Below are 24712 nucleotides of genomic sequence, written 5' to 3'. Positions count from 1 at the left end.
GATCAAGCGTCCCAGAGCGTGCCGAAGGTGAGCAGTTCGTCGCGGTGTTCGATGCGGGTCGTCCATTCCTGCGGCCAGGCGGCGGCGCCGAGGTGGGCGCCCGCGAAGGCGCCCGCCAGGCAGGCGAGGGAGTCGGAGTCGCCGCGGGTGCAGGCGGCGCGGCGCAGGGCCGTGAGCGGGTCCTCGGGGAAGAGGAGGAAGCACAGGAGGCCGGTGGCCAGGGCCTCTTCGGCGATCCAGCCGTCGCCGGTGTACGTGCAGGGGTCGAGTTCGGGGTCGGCGGTGCGCTGGACGGCGTCCAGCCTCTCCAGGACGGCCAGGCACTCGTCCCAGCCGCGCTCGATGAAGTGGCGGGCCGACGGGTCCTGGGCGTGTGTCCAGAGGTCGCCGAGCCACCTCTCGTGGTAGCGGGAGCGGTTCTCGTACGCGTACGAGCGCAGGTGGCCGACGAGTCCCGTCGGGTCGACGCCCTGGGCGAGCAGGTACACCGCACGGGCCGTCAGGTCAGAGGCGGCGAGCGCCGTCGGGTGGCCGTGCGTCAGCGCCGACTGGAGCTGGGCCGAGCCCGCGCGCTGTTCCTCGCTCAGGCCGGGGACGATCCCGATCGGGGCGACCCGCATGTTGGCGCCGCAGCCCTTGGAGCCGGTCTGGCTCGCCTCCTGCCAGGGCCGGTCGCTGTCGAGGAGCCGGCAGGCCCGCAGGCAGGTGTTGCCCGGGGCACGGTTGTTCTCCGGTGAGTGGTACCAGTCGACGAACTCCCGGCGCACCAGCGCGGCGAACCGCTCCGAGTCGGCGACCCCCCGCTCCTGGCACCCCCGGACCCCCCGGGCGAGCGCGAGCGTCATCTGGGTGTCGTCCGTGATGTACGCGATCCCCTTGCCCTGCCCCTTGCCCGGGAGATCCATCTCCCGCCAGGGCCCGAACTTCGCGAGGATCGTCGGCACGTCGGCGAACTCCGTCGGGAAGCCCAGCGCGTCCCCGAGCGCCAGTCCGATCAGGGAGCCGGTGGCGGCCTGCTTGGTGGTCATGAGGTGGATCGTCCTTCCGGTCGCAGCAGCGGCGGGTGGAGGGCCTTGGCCTCACCCGCCCGGTAGAGAGCGGCCGGTTTCCCCCGTCCGCCGGTGAGGCGCGGAGGTCCCTCCACGGCCCGGACGAAGCCGGGGGTGGCGAGGACCTTGCGCCGGAAGTTGGGGCGGTCGAGTTCGACGCCCCAGACCGTCTCGTACACCTGGCGCAGCTCGCCGATCGTGAACTCGGGCGGGCAGAAGGCTGTGGCGAGACAGGAGTACTCGAGCTTGGCACCGATCCGGTCGTGCGCGTCGGCGAGGATCCGGTCGTGGTCGAAGGCGAGAGGCCCGAGCGTCCCGTGCGGCATCCACCGCGCCCGCGCCGCGTCCCCGCCGCCCCTGGGTTCGGGCGGATCCGGTACGAGCGCGGTGTAGGCGACCGAGACGACCCGCATCCGGGGATCGCGGTCCGGCTCGCTGTAGGTGCGCAGTTGTTCGAGGTGGAGGCCGGCGACGGTGTCCGCCGAGAGGCCGGTCTCCTCGGCCAGTTCACGGCGCGCGGCCCGCTCGGCGGACTCGCGGGGCAGCACGAAGCCGCCGGGCAGCGCCCAGGTCCCGGCGTACGGCTCCTGGCCGCGCTCCACGAGGAGGACGTGCAGTCGCTCCTCGCGGACGGTGAAGACGGCGAGGTCGACGGTGACGGCGAACGGCTCGAAGGCGGAGGGGTCGTAGCCCTCGGGAGCCCGGGATCGGTTCATCGGCGCTCCGGGAGGGGGTCGGCGAGGTACGGACCCTCGGCGAGCAGGGCGTCCACGGCGGCGACGGCGGCCGCGAGGCGCTCCTCGTGCGGACCGGTGAGGACGGCGGTGCGACGGCCCGTCCGGGAGAGCTGGGCGACGAAGCGGGCCGTCATCCACGGCCGCAGATGCTCCCCGTCGCGCAGCCCGTCGTCCTCGAACGGGACGCCGTTGTGGTCGGTGAGCAGCCACAGGTGCTGCCGGCCCCGGGCGGCGATCTCACCGGTGGCGGGGCTGGTGGTGCCCATGTACCGCTCGTGCCAGATGGTGGTGGCGAAGGCGTCGGTGTCGCAGAAGAGCACGGGCGAGCCCTCACGCGCCGCCGCCTCCTCCATCTCCGCCTGACGCTGGGCGATGACGGGGAAGTCGGCGGACCGGAAGGTGACGTCCGTCCAGTCGGCGCCGGGGCGTTCGGCGCGCAGTTCGGCGAGCTTGCGTTCGCTGTACTCGCGGCCGTACTCCGGTACGTACCGGGTGCGGGCCCACACGCCGCCCCGGCTCCGGTAGTGGTCGGCGAGGGCGCGGGCCATGGTGGTGGTGCCGGTGGACTCGGCGCCGAGGACGACCACGCGCCGGGTGAGCGCGGCGCGGACCGGCGCCTCCAGGAAGTCCCAGCAGCCGACGGGGTCCTTGCGGACGGCGGTGCCGGAGACGGGGAAGAGCGTACGGTCCGGGTCGACGCACACGGACTCGGCGCCGAATCGGCGGCCGAGCTCCTCCCCGTACGCCTCGGAGGTGAAGACGGCGTCGACGGGCTCGGGGACCGCCGCGCGGAAGACGGCCATGTGGGCGGCCCACACGTCGGGGTCGTGGAGGTCGACGGGGATGTCGTCGACGGCGCCGACGACGAGGACGTCGGGGTGGATCTCGCGCATCCAGGCGACCCGGTCCTCCAGGGACAGGGACTCCACGGAGGAGGCGCAGACGAGGACGGTGAGCCGCTCGCAGCGGTCGCGCGCGGTGCGCACGAGGTGGTGGTGGCCGGCGTGCGGCGGGTAGAACTTGCCGAGGACCAGGCCGTGTCCGTAGCGCTTCATGCCGTCGCCTCCACCGGGTGGACGCGCCGGGCGGCGAGGTCGCGGCTCCAGCCGCGCAGGCCGAGGACGCAGAGCGTCATGAAGCCGACGTACAGCAGGGAGGTCAGGTACAGCTCCTTGTACGCGTACAGCGGTACGTAGACCACGTCGGCGGCGATCCAGAGCCACCAGGACTCCAGCCGCTTCCGGCACTGGCCGTATGTCGCCATCAGGGAGAGCGCGGTCGTCAGGGCGTCCCAGAAGGGGACGGTGGAGTCGGTCGCGCGGTCGAGCAGCAGGGTGAGGCCGAGGGTCCCCACCACCCCCGCCGTGAGCAGCCAGGTCCACTCGGTGCGCGTGGTGCGGCGCACCGGGAGGGTGTCGGAGCCTGGTCCACCCCCGTGGGTCCAGGTCCACCAGCCGTACACGGCGAGGGTGATGAAGACGATCTGGAGGCCGGCGTCGGCGTAGAGCCCGGCCTGACCGAAGAGAAGGATGAAGAAGAGGTTGTTGGCGATGCCGATGGGCCAGTTGGCGATGTGCTGGCGGGCGACGAGCCAGACGCAGAGCGCTCCGCTGCCGAAGCCGAGGACCTCGGTCCAGCTGACCGGGGTGTCCAGGACCGTGAGGAGCGGCCGCTGCAGAGGTTCGAGGATGTTCGCGAGGCTCACGCCCGCCTCCTTAAGAGTCATGTTGACTATAAAGGGCGACGGGCTTCGGCCACAAGTGCGAAAGAGACATGAGGAAGCCCGTGAGCGCCGGGCGGCGGTCACGGGCTTCGTCGTCGCGCGTCGGCCGTACGTACGTACGTACGGCCTCGCGGGTCTACATGCCGACTTCCTTCATCAGCATGCCGACCTCGGTGTTGGTCAGCCGGCGCAGCCAGCCCGACTTCTGGTCGCCGAGCGCGATCGGGCCGAAGGCGGTGCGGACCAGCTTCTCGACCGGGAAACCGGCCTCGGCGAGCATCCGGCGCACGATGTGCTTGCGGCCCTCGTGCAGGGTCACCTCGACCAGGTAGTTCTTGCCGGTCTGCTCGACCACGCGGAAGTGGTCGGCGCGGGCGTAACCGTCCTCCAGCTGGATGCCGTCCTTGAGCCGCTTGCCGACCTCGCGCGGCAGCGGGCCCGTGATGGCGGCCAGGTACGTCTTCTTCACGCCGTACTTCGGGTGCGTGAGGCGGTGGGCCAGCTCACCGTGGTTGGTGAGCAGGATGATGCCCTCGGTCTCGGTGTCGAGCCGGCCGACGTGGAAGAGGCGGGTCTCACGGTTGGTGACGTAGTCGCCCAGGCACTGGCGGCCGTCGGGGTCCTCCATGGTGGAGACGACACCGGCGGGCTTGTTCAGCGCGAAGAAGAGGTACGACTGGGTGGCGACGGTCAGGCCGTCGACCTTGATCTCGTCCTTCTCCGGGTCGACGCGCTTGCCCTGCTCCAGGACGATCTCGCCGTTGACCTCGACACGGGCCTGCTCGATCAGCTCCTCGCACGCGCGGCGCGAGCCCATGCCGGCCCGGGCGAGCACCTTCTGGAGCCGCTCGCCCTCCTGCTCGGCGCCGGGGAAGGTCTTGGGGGTCTTGATCTCCGGGCGGTCCGCGTACCGGTCGCGGTTGCGCTGCTCGATCTTGGCGTCGAGCTCACGCGAGCGGGCCGGGGCCTGCCGCTGTCCGTGCGGGCCACGACGGGGCGGGGTGCCGCCCTGCGGGGCCTTCGGGCCGCCCTTGGCGCCACCGCGGGCCGCGGCGCCGCGGCCCTTCTTCGGGGCCTCGGACGTGCCGCCCACGTCGTAGCGGCGCTCCTCCGGGCGCGGGTTGCGCGGCCGACCGCCACCGCCCTGCCTGTCGTCACGGCCACCGCCACCACCGGCACCGCGGTAGCCGCCGCCACCGCCCTGCCTGTCGTCACGGCCACCGCCACCACCGGCACCGCGGTAACCGCCGCCACCGCCCTGCCTGTCGTCACGGCCACCGCCACCACCGGCGCCACGGTAGCCGCCGCCACCGCCCGCGCTGCCGCCGCGGCCGCCGCTGCTGCTGCCGCTTCCGCGGCCGCCGCTGTTGCCACCACGGCTCCCGCCGTTGTTTCCGCTGCTGTTCCTGCCGCTGCTGCTTCGCATCAAAGTTCCGTCTTGTCGTCTGCGTCCTCGAAACCCGGTGCATCTGGTGCGTCCGGGTCGAACGACGGGACCCCTTCCAGCGTCTCCGCCTCGATCGCGTCCGCCTCGGGGAGGAAGGGCGCGAGCTCCGGGAGCTCGTCCAGGCCGCGCAGGCCCATCCGCTCCAGGAAGTAGTTCGTCGTCCTGTACAGGATCGCACCTGTTTCGGGTTCCGTGCCCGCCTCCTCCACGAGACCGCGCTGGAGGAGGGTCCGCATGACCCCGTCACAGTTCACGCCGCGGACCGCGGAGACACGGGAGCGGCTGACCGGCTGGCGGTACGCGACGACGGCGAGGGTCTCCAGGGCCGCCTGCGTGAGCCGGGCCTGCTGCCCGTCGAGGACGAAGGCCTCGACGGCCGGGGCGTACTCCGCCCGGGTGTAGAACCGCCAGCCGCCGGCGACCAGGCGCAGCTCGAAGCCGCGGCCCTGGACCGTGTACTCGTCCGCGAGCTCGCGCAAGGCGTCGCCCACCTCGCGCGGGGTGCGCTCCAGGACCTTGGCGAGATGGGCCTCGGTGGCGGGCTCGTCGACGACCATGAGGACGGCTTCGAGGGCGGGCTTGAGATCGTCGGGTGCCTTCACCTCGGGGCCTCCGTTTCCTGGTCTTCCTGGTCGAACTCGTCGGTGACGCGGGCCTCCTCAACGCCGTCGCCGCCGGTCCAGGAGACGGTCAGCTCTCCGAGGGCCTCCTCCTGGTCGAGGGCGACGGCCTTCTCGCGGTAGAGCTCCAGAAGGGCGAGGAAGCGGGCCACGACGGTGAGGGTGTCGGGCGCTCCTTCCGCGAGTTCGCGGAAACTCACCGTCCCGCGCTCCTTGAGGAGGGCGACGACGAGCCCGGCCTGCTCCCGGACGCTGACGAGGGGGGCGTGGATGTGGTCGACGTACACCTGCGGCTCGGCCTTCGGCTGCATGGCCTTGACGGCGAGCCTGGCGAAGCCCTCGGCGCCGATGCTGATGACGACCTCGGGGAGCAGCTCGGCGTGGTGGGGCTCGAGGCCGACGGTCCGGGGGTGGCGCCGCCCCTCGGCCTCCCACCGCTCGGCGAAGATCTCGGCGATCCGCTTGTACGCGCGGTACTGCAGGAGCCGGGCGAAGAGGAGGTCCCGCGCCTCCAGGAGCGCGAGATCGGCCTCGTCCTCCACCTCGGCGGCGGGCAGCAGCCGGGCGGCCTTGAGGTCGAGCAGCGTGGCGGCGACGACCAGGAACTCGGTGGTCTGATCGAGGTCCCAGTCGGGCCCCATGGCCCGGATGTGCGCCATGAACTCGTCGGTGACCCGGGACAGGGCGACCTCGGTGACGTCGAGCCGGTGCCTTGAGATGAGCTGCAGCAGAAGGTCGAAGGGCCCCTCGAAGTTCGCCAGCCGCACGGTGAAGCGCCCGTCGTCGGACACGGGGGCGCCTTGGACGGGTCCGTCGGCCGCCGGAGCATCCGCGGCGGGTACGGAGGCGTCCTCGGCGGGCACGGGGCCGCCCTCGGTGGATCCGCCGCCCGCGACCGCTGGAGCGGGCGGCGCCGCGTTGCTCGCACCCGGCCCGGGCACAGGGCCGGGCCTGCCCTCGGGGGCGTTCCCCGGCGCACCGGAACCGCCGGTACCGGACTCGGCCGGATTGCCGGCGAGGCCGCCTGACGCGGCAGCTTTCTCAGGGCCCCCGCTCCCCGGGTCGGCGACGGCCGGCGGGGCGGGGGCGGCCTCGTCCAGCGCCTCCGGCGTCTCGTCCAGCGGGCCACGGGCCGGACCGGCGGGGCCCGCAGGGGCCTCTGCGGCCCGCGACGGGCCGGGCGCGGCGGACGGCGGCTCTGGCGGCGCGGCCCCCGGGGGCGTCGTCCCCGGGCCCCGGCCCAGGATGCGGCGGCGGGGCGGGCGGGACGTTTCGTCGGGGGGCGGGGGCATGGGGGTCCAGGGAGGAGCAGGAGCGCGGCAGCCCGCAGGTTACCTTCAGCGGCCGCGCAGGCGGCGTACGAGGATGCTCGCGTCGCCGCGGGACTCCAGGTCCGCCAGGACCACCGCCACCGCCTCGCGGACGATCCGGCCCCGGTCCACGGCGAGACCGTGCTCGCCCCGGAGCACCAGCCGCGCGTGCTCCAGGTCCATCAGCTCCTCCGCGGAGACGTAGACCGTGATCTTCTCGTCGTGCCGCTCGCGCCCGCTCGGCCGTCGGTTCGGCGACCGGCCCCGGCGTCGCGCCTGGGCGGACGCGGCGGGCGCCGCCGGGGAGGCCGGAGCCGTCGGCTCCGCGGTCCTGGCCCGCGGTTCCGCCGTCTCCGACGCCGCCGCCGAGTGCTCCGCGGAGGCCGAGCCCTCCGCCGCACCCGTGCCGCTCTCGCCCGCGGGAGCCGGCACCCTGGCCTCGCCCCTGCGGGGTGAGGAGGACTGCAGCGCCATCCCCCCGGTCGTACGGAACAGTTCGTCGGCGCCGGGCAGACTCACTCGGCGTGACACCGGGCGAGCACCTCCCTGGCGAGCTGACGGTAGGCGGCGGCGCCCACGGAGTTGGAGGCGTACGTCGTGATCGGCTCACCGGCGACCGTGGTCTCCGGGAAGCGCACGGTCCGGCCGATCACCGTGTGGTACACGTGGTCGTCGAAGGCCTCGACGACGCGCGCGAGCACCTCACGGCTGTGCACGGTCCGGGAGTCGTACATCGTGGCGAGGATGCCGTCGAGCTCCAGCTCGGGGTTGAGCCGCTCCTGGACCTTCTCGATCGTCTCGGTCAGCAGGGCCACACCACGCAGCGCGAAGAACTCGCACTCCAGCGGGACGATGACCTTGTGAGCCGCCGTCAGCGCGTTCACGGTCAGCAGACCGAGCGAGGGCTGACAGTCGATCACGATGTAGTCGTAGTCGTTCATCAGCGGCTTCAGGGCGCGCTGGAGCGTGGACTCGCGCGCGACCTCGCTGACCAACTGCACCTCGGCCGCTGACAAATCGATATTGCTGGGCAGCAGGTCCATGTTGGGAACGGCGGTCTTGAGCAGGACCTCGTCCGCCGACATGCCCCGCTCCATGAGCAGGTTGTAGACGGTGAGGTCGAGCTCCATCGGGTTCACACCGAGACCGACCGACAGGGCACCCTGCGGGTCGAAGTCGACGAGCAGCACCCGCCGCCCGTACTCCGCGAGCGCAGCACCCAGGTTGATGGTCGACGTGGTCTTGCCGACGCCGCCCTTCTGGTTGCACATCGCGATGATCTTCGCGGGTCCGTGGTCGGTCAACGGGCCCGGGATCGGGAAGTAGGGCAGGGGCCGTCCGGTGGGGCCGATCCGCTCGCGGCGCTGGCGGGCAGCGTCGGGTGCGAGCGTGGCCGCGTACTCCGGGTCGGGCTCGTACTCGGCGTCGGGGTCGTAGAAGTGCCCCTCGGGCACCTCGTCGTAGGCGGCGAAGTGGGTGGACTCTCGGCCACTCTCGTTGCCGGCCGTGGCGTTCACGTGTAGGCCGTCCATCATCTTCATCGTGTGGGCTGTCGTCATGGGCTGATTGGCCGCCGCGTTGTTCGCGAAGGTTCGGACAGCGACGGAGCCGACAGGGATTCCTGGCTGTCCACCCCCGGGAGTAAATGTCGACTCATTCACAAGTCGTCTTACCTCCTTGATGTGGCCAGGAACATTTATCGATAGGTCAGCGTGGCACCATGCCGACGGTTGGCGACTCTATGGCGTGTCACCGGTCCGCAGCAACACAATCCGCCGTTCCCGGCCCGATGTGTCGGTAACCGAACACCCCTCTGTCAAGGGTGCGCAGCCACGCATCCGCACGTTTCGGGGGTGTGCGAAACGGTTAAAGGGTTACGTTCGAGGCGAGTTGCACAAGGCCCCTGAAGTGGCCGGACACACATCCGGCCGGACCTTGGCGCACAAGGTCCGGCCGGATGCGTGAGGTTGACGGCACGCGTTGACGTGATGTCCGGGAGGGTCAGCCCAGCAGGCTGTTCAGCTCGAGGTGCTCCAGCCCGTGGGCCTCGGCGACCTCCTTGTAAACGACCTTGCCGTCATGGGTGTTGAGGCCCAGGGCGAGCGCGGAGTCGCGGCGCAGCGCCTCGACCCAGCCGTTGTTCGCCAGCGACACGATGTAGGGCAGCGTGGCGTTGGTGAGGGCGTACGTGGAGGTGTTCGGCACCGCGCCCGGCATGTTGGCGACGCAGTAGAAGACCGAGTTATGGACCTGGAAGGTCGGCTCGGCGTGGGTGGTCGGGTGGGAGTCCTCGAAGCAGCCGCCCTGGTCGATCGCGATGTCGACAAGGACACTTCCGGGCTTCATCTTGGCGACGAGCTCGTTGGTGACCAGCTTCGGGGCCTTGGCGCCCGGGATGAGGACGGCGCCGATGACGAGGTCGGCCTCGACGACGGCCTTCTCCAGCTCGAAGGCGTTGGAGACGATCGTCTTCACCTTGGTGCCGAAGATCTTGTCGGCCTCGCGGAGCTTGTTGATGTCACGGTCGAGCAGGGTCACGTGGAAGCCCATGCCGACGGCGATCTGGGTGGCGTTCCAGCCGGAGACACCGCCGCCGATGACGACGCACTCGCCGGCGTGGGTGCCGGGGACGCCGCCGGGGAGCACACCGCGGCCGCCGACCGAGCGCATCAGGTGGTAGGCGCCGACCTGCGGGGCCAGACGGCCCGCGACCTCGGACATCGGGGCGAGCAGCGGCAGCGCGCGGTTCGCGGTCTCGACGGTCTCGTACGCGATGGCGGTGGTGCCCGAGGCGAGGAGCGCGTCCGTGCACTCGCGGGAGGCGGCGAGGTGCAGGTAGGTGAAGAGGGTCTGGTCCTTGCGGAGGCGGTGGTACTCCTCCGCGATGGGCTCCTTGACCTTCAGCAGCAGGTCGGCCGTGGCCCAGACCTCGTCGGCGGTGGGCAGGATCTGCGCACCGGCCGAGACGTACTCCTCGTCCGTGATCGAGGAGCCCACACCGGCGTTCTGCTCGACGAAGACCTGGTGGCCGTTGCGGACGAGCTCGTGGACACCGGCAGGGGTGATGGCCACGCGGAACTCGTTGTTCTTGACCTCGCGGGGGATGCCGACCTTCATCGTCGATCACGGTCCTTGAATCAGGGGGATAACTGGGGGCAATGCGATACATACCCGGCCGTACTGCGGCACACCGGGACAGACCGCGATCGAACGCGGCGCACCCAGTCTAATGAAGGAGTTCCCTCTGTCTAGCCTTGCAAAGCATTAATCTTCGAGAGCAGCACTGCGGATTTCGTAGGCGGAGGCCTCGGTTCCAAGCAGTCTTTCCGCCGCGGACCTGTGCAGTCGGGCGGCGGCCGGGTCCCCGAGCCGGTCGAGGGTGTCGGCCAGCCGGAGCTGCAGAGCGGCCTGGAGGCGTACGTCCTGGGCACGCCGGGCCCACTCCACCGCCTCCTCACAGGTCCGCAGGCATTCCTCGGGCCGTCCGGCGTACTCCTGGACCCGGGCGGCCTCGCTCAACGCCCGCGCGTAACCGGGGAGATCGGACAACCGCCGGTAGCCCGCGGCGGCGGCGCGCCAGTTCCGCAACGCCTCGCCGTAGCGGCCCGCGTAGGTCTGCACCGCGCCGAGCCGTGCGTACAGCCGGGCCTGGTCGGCCCGCTCGTCGCGGGCGAGGCGCTGGGCGAGGGCCCGGCCGTACCAGTCACCGGCCCGCTGCCAGTCCCCCAGCTCCTGGTAGGAGCCGCCTACGGATTCCATCGCCCGGCCGATCGCGTACGGGTCGTTCGCCGCCTTTCCGGCGTCCAGCGCCGCCCGGTATCGGGTCAGGGCGTCCTCGGTACGGCCGGTCTTGGCGTCGAGATCGGCGAGATTCAGCAGGGCCGCGGCCCGCTCCCGGTGCAGTCCGCGCCGCTCGGCCACGTCCAGGACCAGCCGGTGCAGTCCGTAGAGATCGGGCGCCGCGGCCTCCGCGCCGCGGTGCGCGGTCTCGGCCCGGACAAGGGCGGCGACCAGGCGGCGGGCCAGGGTGTCGAGCTCACCGTCGGCGACGGCGAGCCGGGCGGAGGCGAGCAGGACGGGCCTGCGGCGCTCCAGCCACTCCGCGGCGGCGGCCACGTTCGGGAAGCGCAGGGCGCGGGGCAGCCCGGCGAGCTTCTTGCGGGCGGCGGACCCCTCGGGCTCGGTGACCGCACGGCAGGACTGGAGGAGCCGTACGGTCCGCTCCAGCATCCGGGCCCGGGCGAGCTGGACCTCGGCGGGCCGGTCGCGCTCCTCCATCTGCTCGCGCAGCAGGGGGACGAGATGGCCGGGCACCTCATACTCCCCCGCTCCCTCCTCCCGTACGACTCCGAGGCCCACCAAGCCGGCGAGGGTGGTCTCGGCCGCCGAGACGGAGCAGCCGGCGAGGGCGGAGGCGGCGTGGGCGTCGGCGCGGCCGAGGGGCGCGAGGGAGAGGAATCGCAGTATCCGGGCGGCGGGCTGGGGCAGGGAGTCGTGGACGAGGCGGAAGGTGCGGGAGAGCGGGTCGCCGTTCAGGGCGCGCAGCCGCTTGGCGAGGTCGGCGACGGAGTCCTTGGGGCGGGCGGCGAGCCAGCGTCCGGCCAGGACGACGGCGGCGGGCTGGCCGCCGCACTCCTCGACGAGGGTCTCGGCGGCCTGGGGGTCGACCGTGACCCGGACCGAACCGGTGAGGGTGGTGAGCAGCTCGATGGCGGACTTGGGGTCCAGGCCGCCGAGGGTGCAGGGGCGGACGTCGGGAATGCCGGTCAGGGGGCCCTTGGCCACGGCGACGACGAGGGCGTCCGGGTTGTCGGGGAGCAGCGGGTCGACCTGCTCGGCGTCGACGGCGTCGTCGAGGACGAGGACGGTGCGGCGTACGGAGAGGGCCTTGCGGACCATCTCGGTGAGCTCGTCCTCGGCGGCGCCCGGGGGTTCGGCGACTCCGAGGTCCTTCAGCAGCCCCTGGGCGGCCCGGGCGGTGGGGACGGGGTCCCCGCCGGGCTCGGTCAGACGGGCGCGGTACACCCCGCCGGGGTAGGCGTCGCCGAGGCCGGCGACGAGTTCGCCGGCGAGCGCGGTCCGCCCCGAACCGGCCCGTCCGGCGATCAGGAGCACGCGTGCGCGGGGGGCTTTGTGGCCGGCGAGGGTGTCGAGTCCGGTCCGTTCGATGTCGGCGCGCAGGGCCTTCAGCTCCCGCTGCCGCCCGAAGAAGCTCCGCACCCCGCCCGCTGCCACCGCCTGATCCGTCACGGGCCACACTCCCGTCCACCTGCGCACGAGCCGATCCCGTGGGGGGTCTCCGCACGGGCGATCCCGAGCGTAGTTCAGGGCGGGGTGCGGACCCGGTGGAGCGCGACGCACAGGTCCCCCGATCGGATCAACCGATCGTCAGACCGCCTCCTTCGTCCGCTGCGGCCCACGCCCCCCCACCGGCGTGGACGGCCTCAACGGGGTGGCACGGCTATGCCTCGAAGGGGCGGGCCGGCCAGGGGGCCTCGGCGGGGCGGAGGGCGTCGAGGCCCTCGCCCGCCCGGGCGGCCAGGACCGAGAGGACACCCACCACCAGGCAGTTGTTGTGCAGCTCGCCCGCCAGGACGCCCCGCGCCAGCTCCTCCAGCGGAACCCGCGCCAGCTCCATGTCCGCCTCCTCCTCGGCGACCTCGAAGCGATCCCCCTCGGCCTCCGAAAGCCCCCGCGCCAGGAAGATCCGTACCGCCTCGTCGCAGCCGCCCGGCGACGTGTAGACGTCGGTCAGGACCCGCCAGTCCTCCGCCTTGACGTGCGCCTCCTCGTACAGCTCGCGCACCGCCGCGTGCAGCGGATTCTCGCCCGGCACGTCGAGCAGACCGGCCGGGATCTCCCAGAGCTTCTGCCGCACCGGGTGCCGGTACTGCTTGAGCAGCAGGACGCGGTCCTCGTCGTCGAGGGCGACCACCGCCACCGAGCCGGGGTGGACCTGGTAGTCGCGGCGCGCGACCGTGCCGTCCGGCATGACCACGTCGTCCGTGCGGACACTCGTCTTGTTGCCCTGGAAGGGGGTCGTCGTGGCGACGACCTGCCACTCCTCCGGGGTGTCCTGCAACTCCATCTGCGTCCTCCCACACACGAAAACCGGGGTACGAATCCAGCGAAGGACCCGTACCCCGGCAACGTTAACCGCTTGCGCCTACTCGCCCGTCTTGCGCGCGTCCTGCTGACGTTCGACGGCCGCCTTCACCAGGCCCGCGAACAGCGGGTGCGGACGCGTCGGACGCGAGCGCAGCTCCGGGTGGGCCTGCGTCGCCACCAGGTAGGGGTGCACCTCACGGGGGTACTCGACGTACTCGACGAGCTTGTTGTCGGGCGAGGTGCCCGAGAAGACCAGGCCGGCCTTCTTCTCCAGCTCGCCGCGGTAGGCGTTGTTCACCTCGTAGCGGTGGCGGTGACGCTCCTCGACGTAGGGCTGGTCGTCGTAGACCTCACGCACGATCGAGCCCTCGGCGAGCTTCGCCGGGTACAGGCCCAGGCGCATCGTTCCGCCCAGGTCGCCGGCGCCCTCGACGAACGCGAGCTGCTCCTCCATCGTCGAGACGACGGGGTGGGCGGTCGCGGCGTCGAACTCGGTGGAGTTCGCCTCCGGGATGTCCGCCAGATTCCGCGCGGCCTCGATCACGATGCACTGCAGGCCCAGGCAGATGCCGAGCAGCGGCACCTTGTTCTCGCGGGCGTACCGGATCGCGCCGATCTTGCCGTTGACACCGCGGTCGCCGAAGCCGCCGGGGATCAGGATCGCGTCGACGTCACCGAGCTGCTTCTGGGCGTCGGCCTGCGTCTTGCAGTCGTCGGAGGTGACCCACTTGACCTTGACCCGCGCCTTGTTGGCGAAGCCGCCGGCGCGCATGGCCTCGGTGATCGAGAGGTACGCGTCGGGCAGGTCGATGTACTTGCCGACGAGGGCGACGGTGACCTCGTGCTCCGGGTTGTGGACCCGGTCGAGCAGGTCGTCCCAGGTCGACCAGTCCACGTCGCGGAACGGCAGGTCGAGCTTGCGCACGACGTAGGCGTCCAGACCTTCGGTGTGCAGCACCTTGGGGATGTCGTAGATCGACTTGGCGTCAATGGCGGCGACGACGGCGGCCTCGTCCACATCGCACATCAGCGAGATCTTGCGCTTGATGGCGGTGGGGACGTCTCGGTCGGCGCGCAGGACGATCGCGTCCGGCTGGATGCCGATGTTGCGCAGCGCGGCGACCGAGTGCTGCGTCGGCTTGGTCTTCAGCTCGCCGGAGGGGCCGATGTAGGGCAGCAGCGAGATGTGCACGACGAAGACGTTGTCGCGGCCGACCTCGTGACGGACCTGGCGGACGGTCTCCAGGAAGGGCAGCGACTCGATGTCGCCGACCGTGCCACCGACCTCGGTGATGACCACGTCGACGTCGTCGGTCGCCATCCGGCGGATCCGGGACTTGATCTCGTTGGTGATGTGCGGGATGACCTGGACCGTGTCGCCGAGGTACTCGCCGCGCCGCTCCTTGGCGATGACCTGCGAGTAGACCTGGCCGGTGGTCACGTTGGCCGAGCCGTCGAGGTCCACGTCGAGGAAGCGCTCGTAGTGGCCGATGTCCAGGTCGGTCTCGGCGCCGTCATTGGTGACGAACACCTCACCGTGCTGGAAGGGGTTCATCGTGCCGGGGTCGACGTTCAGGTACGGGTCGAGCTTCTGCATCGTGACCCGCAGGCCCCGCGCCTTGAGGAGCGCACCCAGGCTGGAGGCGGTCAGGCCCTTGCCGAGGGAGGAGGCGACACCCCCGGTGACGAAGATGTGCTTGGTCGTCGTGGTTTTGGGCGGCATCGCCAAGAGGGGGCTCCCGTGGTCGCGTTCTGGAGGTGCGTACCGGCCTCCCCTCCGGAAGAATCGGGGGGTGCCGTCGCTGCGGTTTCGGGGGCCTCGGCTTTCGCCGTTTCCCACCGGTCCACGGGGTACCAGGGTATCAGCGACGAAGGGAGACCGCTTCCGGCCACACGGGGCAGTCGGGTGCGTACGGACCGCATCCGGAACGCATGCGGAATGCTCCGGACGGCGACTCCACAGGTCACATGAGCCTCACCCGTTCGGCGCAACGTCGTTACAAGGACGTAGCGGCGCCTGCTCAGGGTGCGTCGTATCCTGCTCGGACACTCCCTGCCGAGCCGGACCGGCCATCGGCACCAACCCCGCCAGTCAACCGGAAGCAAGAGCTCGTCAACGATCCCTTGACTGCTGGCACCATCTGTAGGAAGCGCCCCGCGGGGCGGACGTTGGCCGTTCGACTGGAGATAGCACGTGGCCGGGCGCATCGAGGATTACGCACTCATCGGAGACATGCAGACCGCCGCACTGGTCTGCCGGGACGGCAGCGTCGACTGGCTGTGCCTGCCCCGCTTCGATTCCCACGCCGTCTTCGCCGGACTTCTCGGCACGGAGGAGCACGGATTCTGGCGGGTGGGTCCCGCCGGACCCAACGGCTCCGCCGCGGCTCCGGCCGACCGGCGCCGCTACCGCGGCGACTCGCTCATCCTGGAATCCGAGTGGGACACCCCGCGCGGCACGGTCCGGGTGACCGATTTCATGCCGCCGCGTGACGGCGCTCCGCAGCTGATCAGGATCGTGGAGGGCGTCTCGGGCCGCGTGCAGATGAGCTCGGCCCTGCGGATGCGGTTCAGCTACGGCCGAGTGGTGCCCTGGGTCCACAAGGTCGGCGACCGTACGGTAGCCGTCGCCGGCCCCGACTCGGTCTGGCTGGACACGGCCGTCGAGACGCACGGCAAGGACCTCACCACGTACTCCGAGTTCACCGTCACCCCCGGCGACCGGATCACCTTCACGCTCAGCTGGCAGCCCTCCCACAAGGAGCCGCCGCCGCTGCCGGACCCGGAGGGTTCGCTGGAGGCGACCGTCGACTTCTGGCGGGAGTGGGTCGAGCACTGCACGTACCACGGGCCGTACCGCGAGGCCGTGGTCCGCTCCCTGATCACGCTGAAGGCGCTGACGTACGCCCCCACCGGCGGCATCGTCGCCGCGCCGACCACCTCCCTGCCGGAGGAGATCGGCGGCGTCCGGAACTGGGACTACCGCTACACCTGGCTGCGCGACGCCGCGATCACCCTGTCGTCGATGCTGCGCACCGGCTACCGCGAAGAGGCCCGCGCCTGGCGGGACTGGCTGCTCAGGGCGGTCGCGGGCGACCCGGAGAACCTGCAGATCATGTACGGGATCGCGGGCGAGCGCGAGCTCGGCGAGGCCGAGCTGGACTGGCTGCCCGGGTACGAGAACTCCAGCCCGGTCCGGGTGGGCAACGGGGCGGCGAACCAGCTCCAGCTCGACGTCTACGGCGAGGTCACCGAGGCCCTGCACCTGGCGCACATGACGGGCCTGTCCCGGAACGACTACGCCGCCCTCCTGCAGCTCAAGCTCATCCGGTACCTGGAGACGCACTGGGACCAGCCCGACGAGGGCATCTGGGAGGTCCGCGGCCCGCGCCGGCACTTCGTGCACTCCAAGGTGATGGCCTGGGTGGCGGTCGACCGCACCATCAAGCTGATCGAGTCCGGGGACGCCGACGGCCCGCTGGAGCGCTGGCGCGAGCTGCGCGACGACATCCACCGGGACGTCTGCGAGAAGGGCTACGACAAGGAGCGGAACACGTTCACGCAGTCGTACGGCTCCAAGGAGCTGGACGCCTCGCTGCTGTTGATCCCGCAGATGGGCTTCCTGCCGCCGGACGACAAGCGGGTCATCGGCACCATCGAGGCGATCCAGCGGGAGCTGTCGACGGAGGACGGCTTCGTGCTGCGCTACCCGACCGCCGGTGAGGAGGCGGGCGTGGACGGTCTGGAGGGCGACGAGGGCGCGTTCCTGGCCTGCTCGTTCTGGCTCGCCGACGACCTGGCGATGATCGGGCGCGTGGACGAGGCCCGCAAGCTCTTCGAGAAGCTCCTCGGGCTCCGCAACGACCTGGGCCTCCTCGCGGAGGAGTGGGATTCCCGGCTGCAGCGGCAGGTGGGCAACTTCCCGCAGGCGTTCAGCCACGTTCCGCTGATCGACACGGCGCTGCGGCTGACGGCGAGCGGGGCGTACGGGGGCTGAGGCGTAGGGGGCAGGGGCCTGCGGAGGCCGCCGGGATCCGCGGGGCCGGGACGCGGGGGACGGCGTACCGCAATACGATGAAATGGTCCTGCTCCCCCCTCGGAAAGGGGGGGTCCCATGGCTCCCCGCAGTGTGCCGGAGAGCGCCCTGGCCGGACTCCGCGAGGATCTGGCCGGCCAGGTGCTCGTCCCCGGCGACCCGGGCTACGACGAGGCCCGGACCCTCCACAACGCCATGATCGACCGGCGTCCCGCGGTCATCGCCCAGTGCGAGACCCAGGCGGACGTCTCCAACGCCGTCCTCTTCGGCCGCGAGACGGAACTGCCCGTCGCGGTGCGCGGAGGCGGTCACAGCGTCGCCGGGACCTCGGCCGTCGACGACGGCCTGGTCGTCGACCTGCGGCGGATGCACCGGGTCGTGGTCGACCCGGAGGACCTGACCGTACGGGTCGAGGGCGGGGCGACGATGAGTCACCTGGACCGGGCCTGCCAGCCCTTCGGGGTGGCGACGACGGGCGGGCGGGCGTCGACCACGGGCGTGGGCGGCTTCACGCTGGGCGGCGGATCGGGCTGGCTGGAGCGGAAGTTCGGGCTCGCCTGCGACAACCTGCTCGCCGTCGACCTGATCACGGCGGAGGGCAAGCACGTCGTGGCGAGCGCCGACGACAACCCGGAGCTGTTCTGGGCCCTGCACGGCGGCGGCGGCAACTTCGGTGTGGCGACCTCGCTGACCCTGCGGCTGCACGAGCTGCCGGAGACCAGCATCGCGATGGTGTTCGTCCGACCCGAGTCCGCGCCCGACGTGGTGCGCGCCTTCCGCGATCTGGGCGAGGTCGCCCCGGACGAGGTGGGCGGTGGTGTCATCTGCTGCCCGGCGCCGCCCGCGCCCTTCATTCCCGAGCACCTCGTCGGCGAACTGGTCTGCGGCGCCCTGCTCACGTACGCGGGCCCGGTGGACGAGGTCCGCGAGTTCGCGGCGCCGCTGCTCGCGCTGCGGCCCGAGGTCGAGCTGGTGACGGACATCGCGTACGCGGACCTCCAGTGCATGATGGACGACCCGCCGGGGCTGCGGAACTACTGGTCGGCGGAGTATCTGAGCGAGTTCCCGGACGACGCCGTGGACGTCTTCTGCGAGCGCGCGGCGCGGATTCCGATGCCCACGAGTACCCAGCACGTGCTGTTCATGATGGGCGGCGCGGTGGCGGACGGGCCGCTGGACTACCCGGTGCCGTGGCGGACCGCGCCCTGGGTCGTGCACCCGTTCGCGACCTGGGAGGACCCGGCCGACGACGAACGCGTACGGCGGTGGGTGCGGGACGTACGGGCCGATGCGAGGCCGTGGTCCATCGATGCCGTCTATCTCAACTTCATCGGCAACGAGGGTGAGCGGCGGGTCGTCGCCGGCTACGGCGCCGGGAACCACCTGCGCCTGGCCAGGGTCAAGGCCGCGTACGACCCCGACAACGTCTTCCACCTCAACCACAACATCGCACCGGCCGCGTCCGCCTGACGGCCGCGAGGAGGTCACCTCAGGGCGTCGATCACCTCCCGCGCGGCCCGCTCGCCCTCGGTGGCGCCGCCTTCCATGAAGCCCTGGAAGTCGTAGCTGCAGTGCTCGCCGCCGATGTGGACGTTGCCCTGCGCTGTGCCTTCGTACCCCGCGTACCGGTGCAGATAGCCGACCGGCCAGCAGGAGTACGCGCCCAGCGTGTACGGGTTGCGGTGCCAGGCGGAGAGCTGGGCGCGCCCCGTGTACGCCTTCGAGGTGCCGGGGAAGAAGGCGTCGATGCCGGTCAGGTACCGGCTGACGAGCGTGCGTACGTACGGGTCCGACTCGGTGGAGAAGGGACCGGCGGGCGTCAGCGACCTGGCCAGGGTGCCGCCGCCGTACTGGATGAGGATGCCGCCCGTCCCGCCCTGGATCTTGGTGGTGTCCCAGGTCTGCTGGACCTCGGTGTCGGTGAAGCAGTCGCCGGCCGAGACGCCCGGCCAGGCGCCGGTGCCGCGCCACGGGCGGGTGGCGAACTGCATGTTCAGCTTGGTGCAGTGCCCCATCTTCGCGTCCCGCAGCAGGTTCTTCATCAGGGGATCGAAGGCGGCCTGGGTCAGGTCGAGTTGCTTGAGGACCGGCAGCGGGAGACAGAGGATCGTGTGGTCGGCGGTGACGGTCCGCGTGGCGCCGGCCTCGGCGAAGGTGAGCGTCTGGGTGCCGTCGGCGTTGGCTCGTACGGCGGTCAGGGACCAGCCGTGGCGCAGGGTACCGGGGGCGAGGGCGCCCGCGATGGCGTTCGGGAGCCGGTCGTTGCCGCCGGTGATGTGGTAGCGCTCGTTGGACAGGCCCCAGACGTTGAAGTGGCCCGGATTGGTCTGGTAGCCCATGAGCAGGACGAGGGCGAGCGAGGACTGTTCGGTGGTCTCGGCGCCGTACTCGACGTTGTAGGCGACGTCGATGAACTTGCCCAGCGGCGAGGAGTGCCCGCCGGGGACGCGGGTCTCGATCCACTCGTATATCGACATGTTGTCGAGTGCCGTGCCGGTGGGCGTGGTCTGGTTCCACATGACCTCGCCCGCCTCGGACAGATCGCGGTGCAGGGCCTGGTAGACGGCCTTGAAGTCCTCGTCGGCCTGGTGGCGCGGGTAGTAGGCGCCGTTGAACCAGAGGACTTCCTCGGCGCCTGTGGGCCCGCCGCCGAGGAAGTCCTCCACGGGCAGCCCGAAGCGGCGGCAGAGCTCCAGGATCTTCTTGTGACTGGTGTCGATCAGCTCACCGCCGATCTCGGAGGTCTGTCCGTACGTCCAGTGGCCGCGCTGGGTCCACATGCGACCGCCGACGCGGCTCGGGTTGGCCTCGTAGAGGACCGGGGTGAGGCCCGCGTCCTGGAGGGTGAGGGCGGCGGTGAGTCCGGAGATCCCGGCGCCGACGACGGCGATCCGGGCGGTGCCCCTGGCCTTGGGGTCGGCAGTGGCGGCGCGGGCGGTCGCGGGCAGACCCGCCCCGGCCACGGCCCCGGCCGTGAGACCGGCCGCGGCGGCGTACTTGAGGAGGGAGCGTCGGCCGATCTCGTCGGACCTCATCCCTCGGAGTTCGGCGACGGGGAGGCCCAGCCGACGGGCGTCGGCGTGCTCTGCGGCCAGGTTCTTCAGGACGTGCATCGGATTGGTGCGGGCCATGGCGGGCTCCTGCGGGTGGGAGGGATCAGCTCTGGGAGATCGGGGACACGGCGGGGGCGGTGGCCGGCTGCTCGGGCTCGTCGGTGCGCTCGGTCGCGTCCTCCAGGACGATCCGGCCGATGATCTCGTAGCGCTCGGGCCGCCTGGCCTTGAGATGGAGGCCGAGGCCGAGGCCGCCGAGGAAGACCGCTGCGACGATCCACGGGATGGCCTTGAAGAAGAGCGAGTCGGCGGCGAGTCCGGCCGCGGTCTCCATGTTGACGATCAGCAGGACGACGACGGCGGTCATCCCGATGCCGCCGAGCAGCGGCGCGGTGAGGGTCTTGAACCAGTGCCGGTCCTCGGGGTGGTTCTTGCGGAAGTACCCGATGACGGCGAAGGAGCAGAGCGTCTGGACGATCAGGATCGCCATCGTGCCGAGGATCGCGAGCAGGGTGTAGAGGTGGATGTACGGGTCCTGGCCGGTGAGCCAGAAGGCGCCGACGAGGAGGACGGCGATGGCGCTCTGGACGTAGGAGGCGATGTACGGGGATCCGTGCCGGGGGTGCGTACGGCCGAGGGCCGGGTGGAGGAAGCCCTCGCGGCCGATGGCGTACAGATAGCGAGCGGCGCACTGGTGGAAGGCCATGCCGCAGGCGAAGGAACCGGTGAGCAGCAGCCACTGGAAGGCGTCGACGGCCCAGGCGCCGATGAATGACTGGGCGGGGGCGAAGAAGAGGTCGAGGGGCGTGGCGGAGGACGAGAGCTTCACGGAGCCGGCGAGGCCGTTGCCGGCGATCGTCATCCAGGAGACGTAGATGTAGAAGAGGCCGACGCCGACGACGGAGATCAGGGTGGCCCTGGGGATGACCCGCTTGGGGTCGCGGGACTCCTCGCCGTACATCGCGGTGGACTCGAAGCCGACCCAGGACCAGAAGGCGAAGAAGAGCCCGAGGCCGGCGGAGGCGCCGGTGAACGCGTTCTTGGGGTTGATGGGCTCGACGGGGATGCCGTCGGGGCCGCCGCCGGCGATCAGCACGGCGGTGGCGACGGCGAACAGGACCGCGATCTCGGCGATCAGCATCACGCCGAGGGCCTTGGCGGTGAGGTTGATGTCGAAGTGGGCGAGGACTCCGGTGACGGCGAGCATCGCCGCCGCGTACACGATCCACGGCAGATCCACACCGAGCTGGTCGGCGACCGTCGTTTTGGTGAAGTAGGCGAAGACGCCGACGATGGAGGCCTCGAAGACGATGTACGCGAGGACGGCGAGCATCCCGGAGGCCATGCCGGCGATCCGGCCGAGGCCGTGCGAGATGTAGCCGTAGAAGGCGCCGGCGGCGGTGATGCGTTTGGCCATGGCGACGTAGCCGACCGAGAAGACGGTCAGGACCAGCGTCGCGAAGAGGTAGCCGGCGGGGGCGCCCGTGCCGTTGCCGAAGCCGACGGCGATGGGGAGGTTGCCGGTCATCGCCGTGATCGGGGCGGCGGTGGCGACGGCCATGAAGACGACGCCGACGATCCCGACCGAGTTCGCCTTGAGTCGGTGCACCTCGGGGGCGGAGCCGGGGGCGGACCGCGGGATGGAGCCGGGGTGGGAGCCAGGTGTGGAGTTCTCTGCCATGGCGGGAGAGCATCCTCCGGGGTGATGTACGCCACAATCGACATGCGGTCGCGCAATTGGCCTGTTGGGGCGACGTGTTGTCCAGACGGGGGACGGACTGTCCGGTCCCGTGGCCGTCGGGTGATGTCGTCACAACACCCACGGAGGTAGCGTCCGGCCCATGGACAATCAGGGCGGGATCACCGTGCAGCGGGCGCTGGAGCTGCCCGGCCTCCACGGCGGGCTCCCGGAGGTCGTCGCCGGCGCCGACCGGCTGCACCGGACGGTGCGCTGGGTGCACGCGGGTGAGGTCCCGAACATCGCGTCGCTGCTCAAGGGCGGCGAGCTGCTGCTGACAACAGGGCTGGGACTCGGCACGCGACCGGCCGAGCAGCGGGCGTTCGTGCGGCGGCTCGCGGACCGTGGCATCGCGGCGCTGGTCGTGGAGCTGGGACCGCGTTTCTCGCGGCTGCCGGCGACGATCGTGGAGACGGCCCGGTCGGCGGGTCTGCCGCTGGTGCAGCTCCACCGGGAGGTCCCCTTCGTCGCCGTGACGGAGGAGATCCACACCGAGATCGTCAACGGACACTACGCCCTGCTGCGGCAGGCGGAGGAGGTCCACCGGCAGTGCACGGAGGCGCTGCTCGGTGGGGGCGGGGTGCCGCAGGTGCTGCGGATCCTGGCCGATTTCACGGCGAACCCGGTCTTCCTCGAGACGCCGGAGGGCCAGCTCCTCTACGCGGCGGGCGCGGAGTCGGCCCCGGCGGACCCGCTGCAGGTGTGGGACGGGCTGCGCGGACAGCGGGCGGCACGCGAGTCGGGGCCGCCGACGGGCGCGGTCCTGGTGGACGTGCCGGGCGGGGGCGGGCCCGGCAGCGGATCGGTGCGGGCCCGGCTGGTGCTCCTGGCGGTCTCGGGGCCCCTGTCGCCCGTCCACCGGATGGCGGCGGACCGGGCGGCGGGTCTCCTGGCGGTCGTCCTGATGCAGGCCCGCCAGGAGGAGGAGCTGGCGGCGCGCGGCCGGGGCGACTTCCTGACGGACCTGGCGGAGGGCCGGATCGCGGCGGAGGACGCGCCGGCGCAGGCGCGGGTCCTCGGTTTCAAGCCGGGCGACGGGCCGCTGTTGCCGGTGGTGATGCGGCTGGCCTCCGAGCTCTCGCCGTCCGGGAACTGGGCGCTGCTCGCGCGGGCGGTCCTGGAGGAGCTGGCGTCGGTGGGCGTCCCGGTGCTGCTCGGTGTACGTCCGGTGGAGGGCAGGGTCCCGCTCCTCCTCGGGCTGCGGTCGGAGACGGAGCGTACGGCGGTGGCCGACCGGGTCGCGGCGGCGCTGCGGGCGGGCGTGGAGCGGGCGGGGCTCGAACGCGCCGGCACCCATCCGCCGGTGGTCGTGGTCGGTGTCGCGGGGAGCTGGGCGGCGGCCTCCGCGGGCCTGCGTCACGCGGCGGAGACGGCGACGGCGGCCCAGGGCCTTTCGGACCGGCCCTGGTACGACGCCCGGCGGCTGGACATCGACCTGCTGCTGTGGCGCCTGCACCACCACGGCGACACCGTCCTGCCGGCCTTCGTGGACCGGGCGATCGGCCCCCTCCGCGACCACGACCGCACGTCACGCCCGCCGCTGCTGCCGACCCTGGAGACGTATCTGGCGCACGCGGGCCGCAAGGCGGAGACGGCCCGGGAGCTCCACCTGAACCGCCAGACGCTCTACAACCGCCTGGCCCGTATCTCGGAGCTGCTGGGGACGGACCTGGACGACCCGCAGACGGTGCTCGCGCTGTCGCTGGCCCTGCGGGCGAGACGCCACACGACGTAGGGCGCGTCAGGAGTGCCGGGGTGTCGGCGTTGTCAGCACCCCACCAGCTCGTCGTACACGCTCAGGACGTGCGCGATCGTCTCGTCCTCCGTCGGCCACGTCCTCGCCTGTACGCGTCCCGCCGCCGCCAGGTCCATCCGGCGGTCCACGTCCTCCAGCAGCCCCCGCACCGCCGTCGCCAGCGCCTCGGCATCTCCCCAGGGGACCAACTCGGCCGCGTCGCCGACCAGTTCCGGCACACCGCCCACCGCCGTCGCCACCAGCGGCACCCCGAGGCGCAGGGCCTCCTGCGCGAGCAGCGAGCGGGACTCCCAGCGGGACGTCAGGACCGCCACGTCCGCCGCCGCCAGCAGCTCCGCCACATCGTCCCGGCGGCCGATCAGCCGGACGGCGAGGCCCTCCTCCTCGATCCGGCGCTGGAGGGCCGCCCGTTCGCGCCCCTCCCCCGCGATCACGAGAAGCGGCTGCGGGTCGAGGTCCCGCCACACCCGTGCGGCGTCGAGCAGCATCCCGTACCCTCGCTCGGGCACCAGAGCGCCGACCGCCATCAGCAACGGCCGGTCCACCGCGCCCAGTTCCGCCCGCGCCTTGCCGTCGTGCAGGCAGACCGGCGCCCGCGAGGCGGGCACCGACACCGGGGCGAGCCTGGCGTCCCGCGCTCCTCGTCTGCGCGCCCGGTCCACGAGCTCCGAGGACGTGCCGAGCACGACGGCAGCCGCCCGTACGCTCCTTCGCTCGAGCAGTCGCACCAGACCGCCCCGCGCCCCGTCGGCGTGGCCCCGGGTGTGCCAGGTCGTCACGAGCGCCGGCGCCCGGACGCCGCCCGCCAGCACGAGCGTGGCCCGTACCGAGGCGTGCAGACCGTGGGCGTGCACGACGTCCGCGCCGATGAAGGCGTTGCGGAGCATCGCGAGGGTCGCGGGGCCGCCCAGGCGCGGAACGGGTACGAAGTGTGCGCCGGCGCCGCGGAAGTCGTAGGCGTGATCGAGCTCGGCCGGGGCGCACACGGTCACCCGCACGCCCCTCGCCACCAGCCCCGAGGCAAGTGATCTGACGTGAGCGCTGCTGCCCGCGCTGCCGCCGCCCAGCACTTGGACCGTACGGAGCTGTGTCACGCGCCCAAGGATGCCAGCCCGCACGCACGTTCCGGCACCGA

19 protein-coding genes are annotated in these 24712 nt (G+C 71.8%); 3 read left to right on the top strand and 16 right to left on the bottom strand.

The window, feature by feature from the left end:
- Positions 1-2: 2 nt before the first annotated feature.
- From IE136_RS09045 to pyrG, 13 genes are all read right to left on the bottom strand, one after another.
- Positions 3-1028 carry an ADP-ribosylglycohydrolase family protein gene (locus tag IE136_RS09045; protein ID WP_189600053.1) on the bottom strand — a complete coding sequence of 342 codons (1026 nt, stop codon included), beginning with the start codon at positions 1026-1028 and terminating at the stop codon, positions 3-5.
- Positions 1025-1765 (bottom strand): NUDIX hydrolase, encoded by a 741-nt coding sequence (locus IE136_RS09040; protein WP_189600052.1) that lies wholly within the window; start codon positions 1763-1765, stop codon positions 1025-1027. Before IE136_RS09040 ends, IE136_RS09045 begins: the two co-directional genes overlap by 4 nt.
- Complete coding sequence (locus tag IE136_RS09035; protein ID WP_158985920.1) at positions 1762-2841, bottom strand: AAA family ATPase; 1080 nt, start codon at positions 2839-2841, stop codon at positions 1762-1764. The genes IE136_RS09040 and IE136_RS09035 overlap by 4 nt, the downstream gene beginning before the upstream one ends.
- Positions 2838-3491, bottom strand: coding sequence for a nicotinamide riboside transporter PnuC (gene pnuC, locus IE136_RS09030; protein ID WP_158985922.1), 654 nt, complete (start codon positions 3489-3491; stop codon positions 2838-2840). The genes IE136_RS09035 and pnuC overlap by 4 nt, the downstream gene beginning before the upstream one ends.
- 154 nt (positions 3492-3645) lie before the next feature.
- Complete coding sequence (locus IE136_RS09025) at positions 3646-4935, bottom strand: pseudouridine synthase (RefSeq protein ID WP_189600051.1); 1290 nt, start codon at positions 4933-4935, stop codon at positions 3646-3648.
- Entirely contained in the window at positions 4935-5558 is a 624-nt protein-coding gene (gene scpB, locus IE136_RS09020; RefSeq protein ID WP_158985926.1) for an SMC-Scp complex subunit ScpB, read from the bottom strand. Before scpB ends, IE136_RS09025 begins: the two co-directional genes overlap by 1 nt.
- Positions 5555-6868, bottom strand: a complete 1314-nt coding sequence (locus IE136_RS09015; RefSeq protein ID WP_189600050.1) for a segregation and condensation protein A — start codon at positions 6866-6868, stop codon at positions 5555-5557. The genes scpB and IE136_RS09015 overlap by 4 nt, the downstream gene beginning before the upstream one ends.
- A 45-nt stretch (positions 6869-6913) precedes the next feature.
- Positions 6914-7405, bottom strand: coding sequence for a hypothetical protein (locus IE136_RS09010; protein ID WP_158994105.1), 492 nt, complete (start codon positions 7403-7405; stop codon positions 6914-6916).
- Positions 7402-8445 carry a ParA family protein gene (locus IE136_RS09005; RefSeq protein ID WP_229818740.1) on the bottom strand — a complete coding sequence of 348 codons (1044 nt, stop codon included), beginning with the start codon at positions 8443-8445 and terminating at the stop codon, positions 7402-7404. Before IE136_RS09005 ends, IE136_RS09010 begins: the two co-directional genes overlap by 4 nt.
- A gap of 442 nt (positions 8446-8887) precedes the next feature.
- Positions 8888-10003, bottom strand: coding sequence for an alanine dehydrogenase (ald, locus tag IE136_RS09000; protein ID WP_158985932.1), 1116 nt, complete (start codon positions 10001-10003; stop codon positions 8888-8890).
- Between the two features lie 147 nt (positions 10004-10150).
- Positions 10151-12136 (bottom strand): tetratricopeptide repeat protein, encoded by a 1986-nt coding sequence (locus IE136_RS08995; protein WP_229818739.1) that lies wholly within the window; start codon positions 12134-12136, stop codon positions 10151-10153.
- A 211-nt stretch (positions 12137-12347) separates the two neighbouring features.
- Entirely contained in the window at positions 12348-12974 is a 627-nt protein-coding gene (locus tag IE136_RS08990; protein ID WP_158985936.1) for an NUDIX domain-containing protein, read from the bottom strand.
- Between the two features lie 78 nt (positions 12975-13052).
- Complete coding sequence (gene pyrG / locus IE136_RS08985; RefSeq protein WP_158985938.1) at positions 13053-14717, bottom strand: CTP synthase; 1665 nt, start codon at positions 14715-14717, stop codon at positions 13053-13055.
- A 471-nt stretch (positions 14718-15188) separates the two neighbouring features.
- On the opposite strand from pyrG, the gene IE136_RS08980 reads away from it, so the two are divergent.
- On the top strand, positions 15189-16991 hold the full coding sequence (locus IE136_RS08980) for a glycoside hydrolase family 15 protein (RefSeq protein WP_158985940.1): 1803 nt from the start codon (positions 15189-15191) through the stop codon (positions 16989-16991).
- Positions 16992-17108: 117 nt separating this feature from the next.
- A complete protein-coding gene (locus tag IE136_RS08975; RefSeq protein ID WP_189600049.1) occupies positions 17109-18500 on the top strand; it encodes an FAD-binding oxidoreductase in 1392 nt (463 codons plus the stop codon).
- Between the two features lie 14 nt (positions 18501-18514).
- On the opposite strand, the gene IE136_RS08970 is transcribed toward IE136_RS08975, so the two are convergent.
- Together IE136_RS08970 and IE136_RS08965 are read right to left on the bottom strand one after the other, a co-directional pair.
- Positions 18515-20161: a flavin monoamine oxidase family protein gene (locus IE136_RS08970; protein WP_189600048.1), complete on the bottom strand. Its 1647-nt coding sequence runs from the start codon at positions 20159-20161 to the stop codon at positions 18515-18517.
- A 25-nt stretch (positions 20162-20186) separates the two neighbouring features.
- Positions 20187-21764 (bottom strand): APC family permease, encoded by a 1578-nt coding sequence (locus IE136_RS08965; protein WP_373309036.1) that lies wholly within the window; start codon positions 21762-21764, stop codon positions 20187-20189.
- A 160-nt stretch (positions 21765-21924) separates the two neighbouring features.
- Here IE136_RS08965 and IE136_RS08960 point away from each other — a divergent pair, with 160 nt between their 5' ends.
- A complete protein-coding gene (locus IE136_RS08960; RefSeq protein WP_189600047.1) occupies positions 21925-23556 on the top strand; it encodes a PucR family transcriptional regulator in 1632 nt (543 codons plus the stop codon).
- A 32-nt stretch (positions 23557-23588) separates the two neighbouring features.
- Here IE136_RS08960 and IE136_RS08955 read toward each other — a convergent pair whose 3' ends face one another.
- Positions 23589-24671 carry a glycosyltransferase family 4 protein gene (locus tag IE136_RS08955; protein ID WP_189600046.1) on the bottom strand — a complete coding sequence of 361 codons (1083 nt, stop codon included), beginning with the start codon at positions 24669-24671 and terminating at the stop codon, positions 23589-23591.
- Positions 24672-24712 lie beyond the last annotated feature (41 nt).

It is taken from the genome of Streptomyces lateritius (assembly GCF_014649715.1).
Taxonomy (GTDB): Bacteria; Actinomycetota; Actinomycetes; order Streptomycetales; family Streptomycetaceae; genus Streptomyces; species Streptomyces lateritius.
The sequence above is the reverse complement of the archived record's forward strand: the minus strand, read 5'-3'. Positions and strand labels throughout refer to the sequence as shown.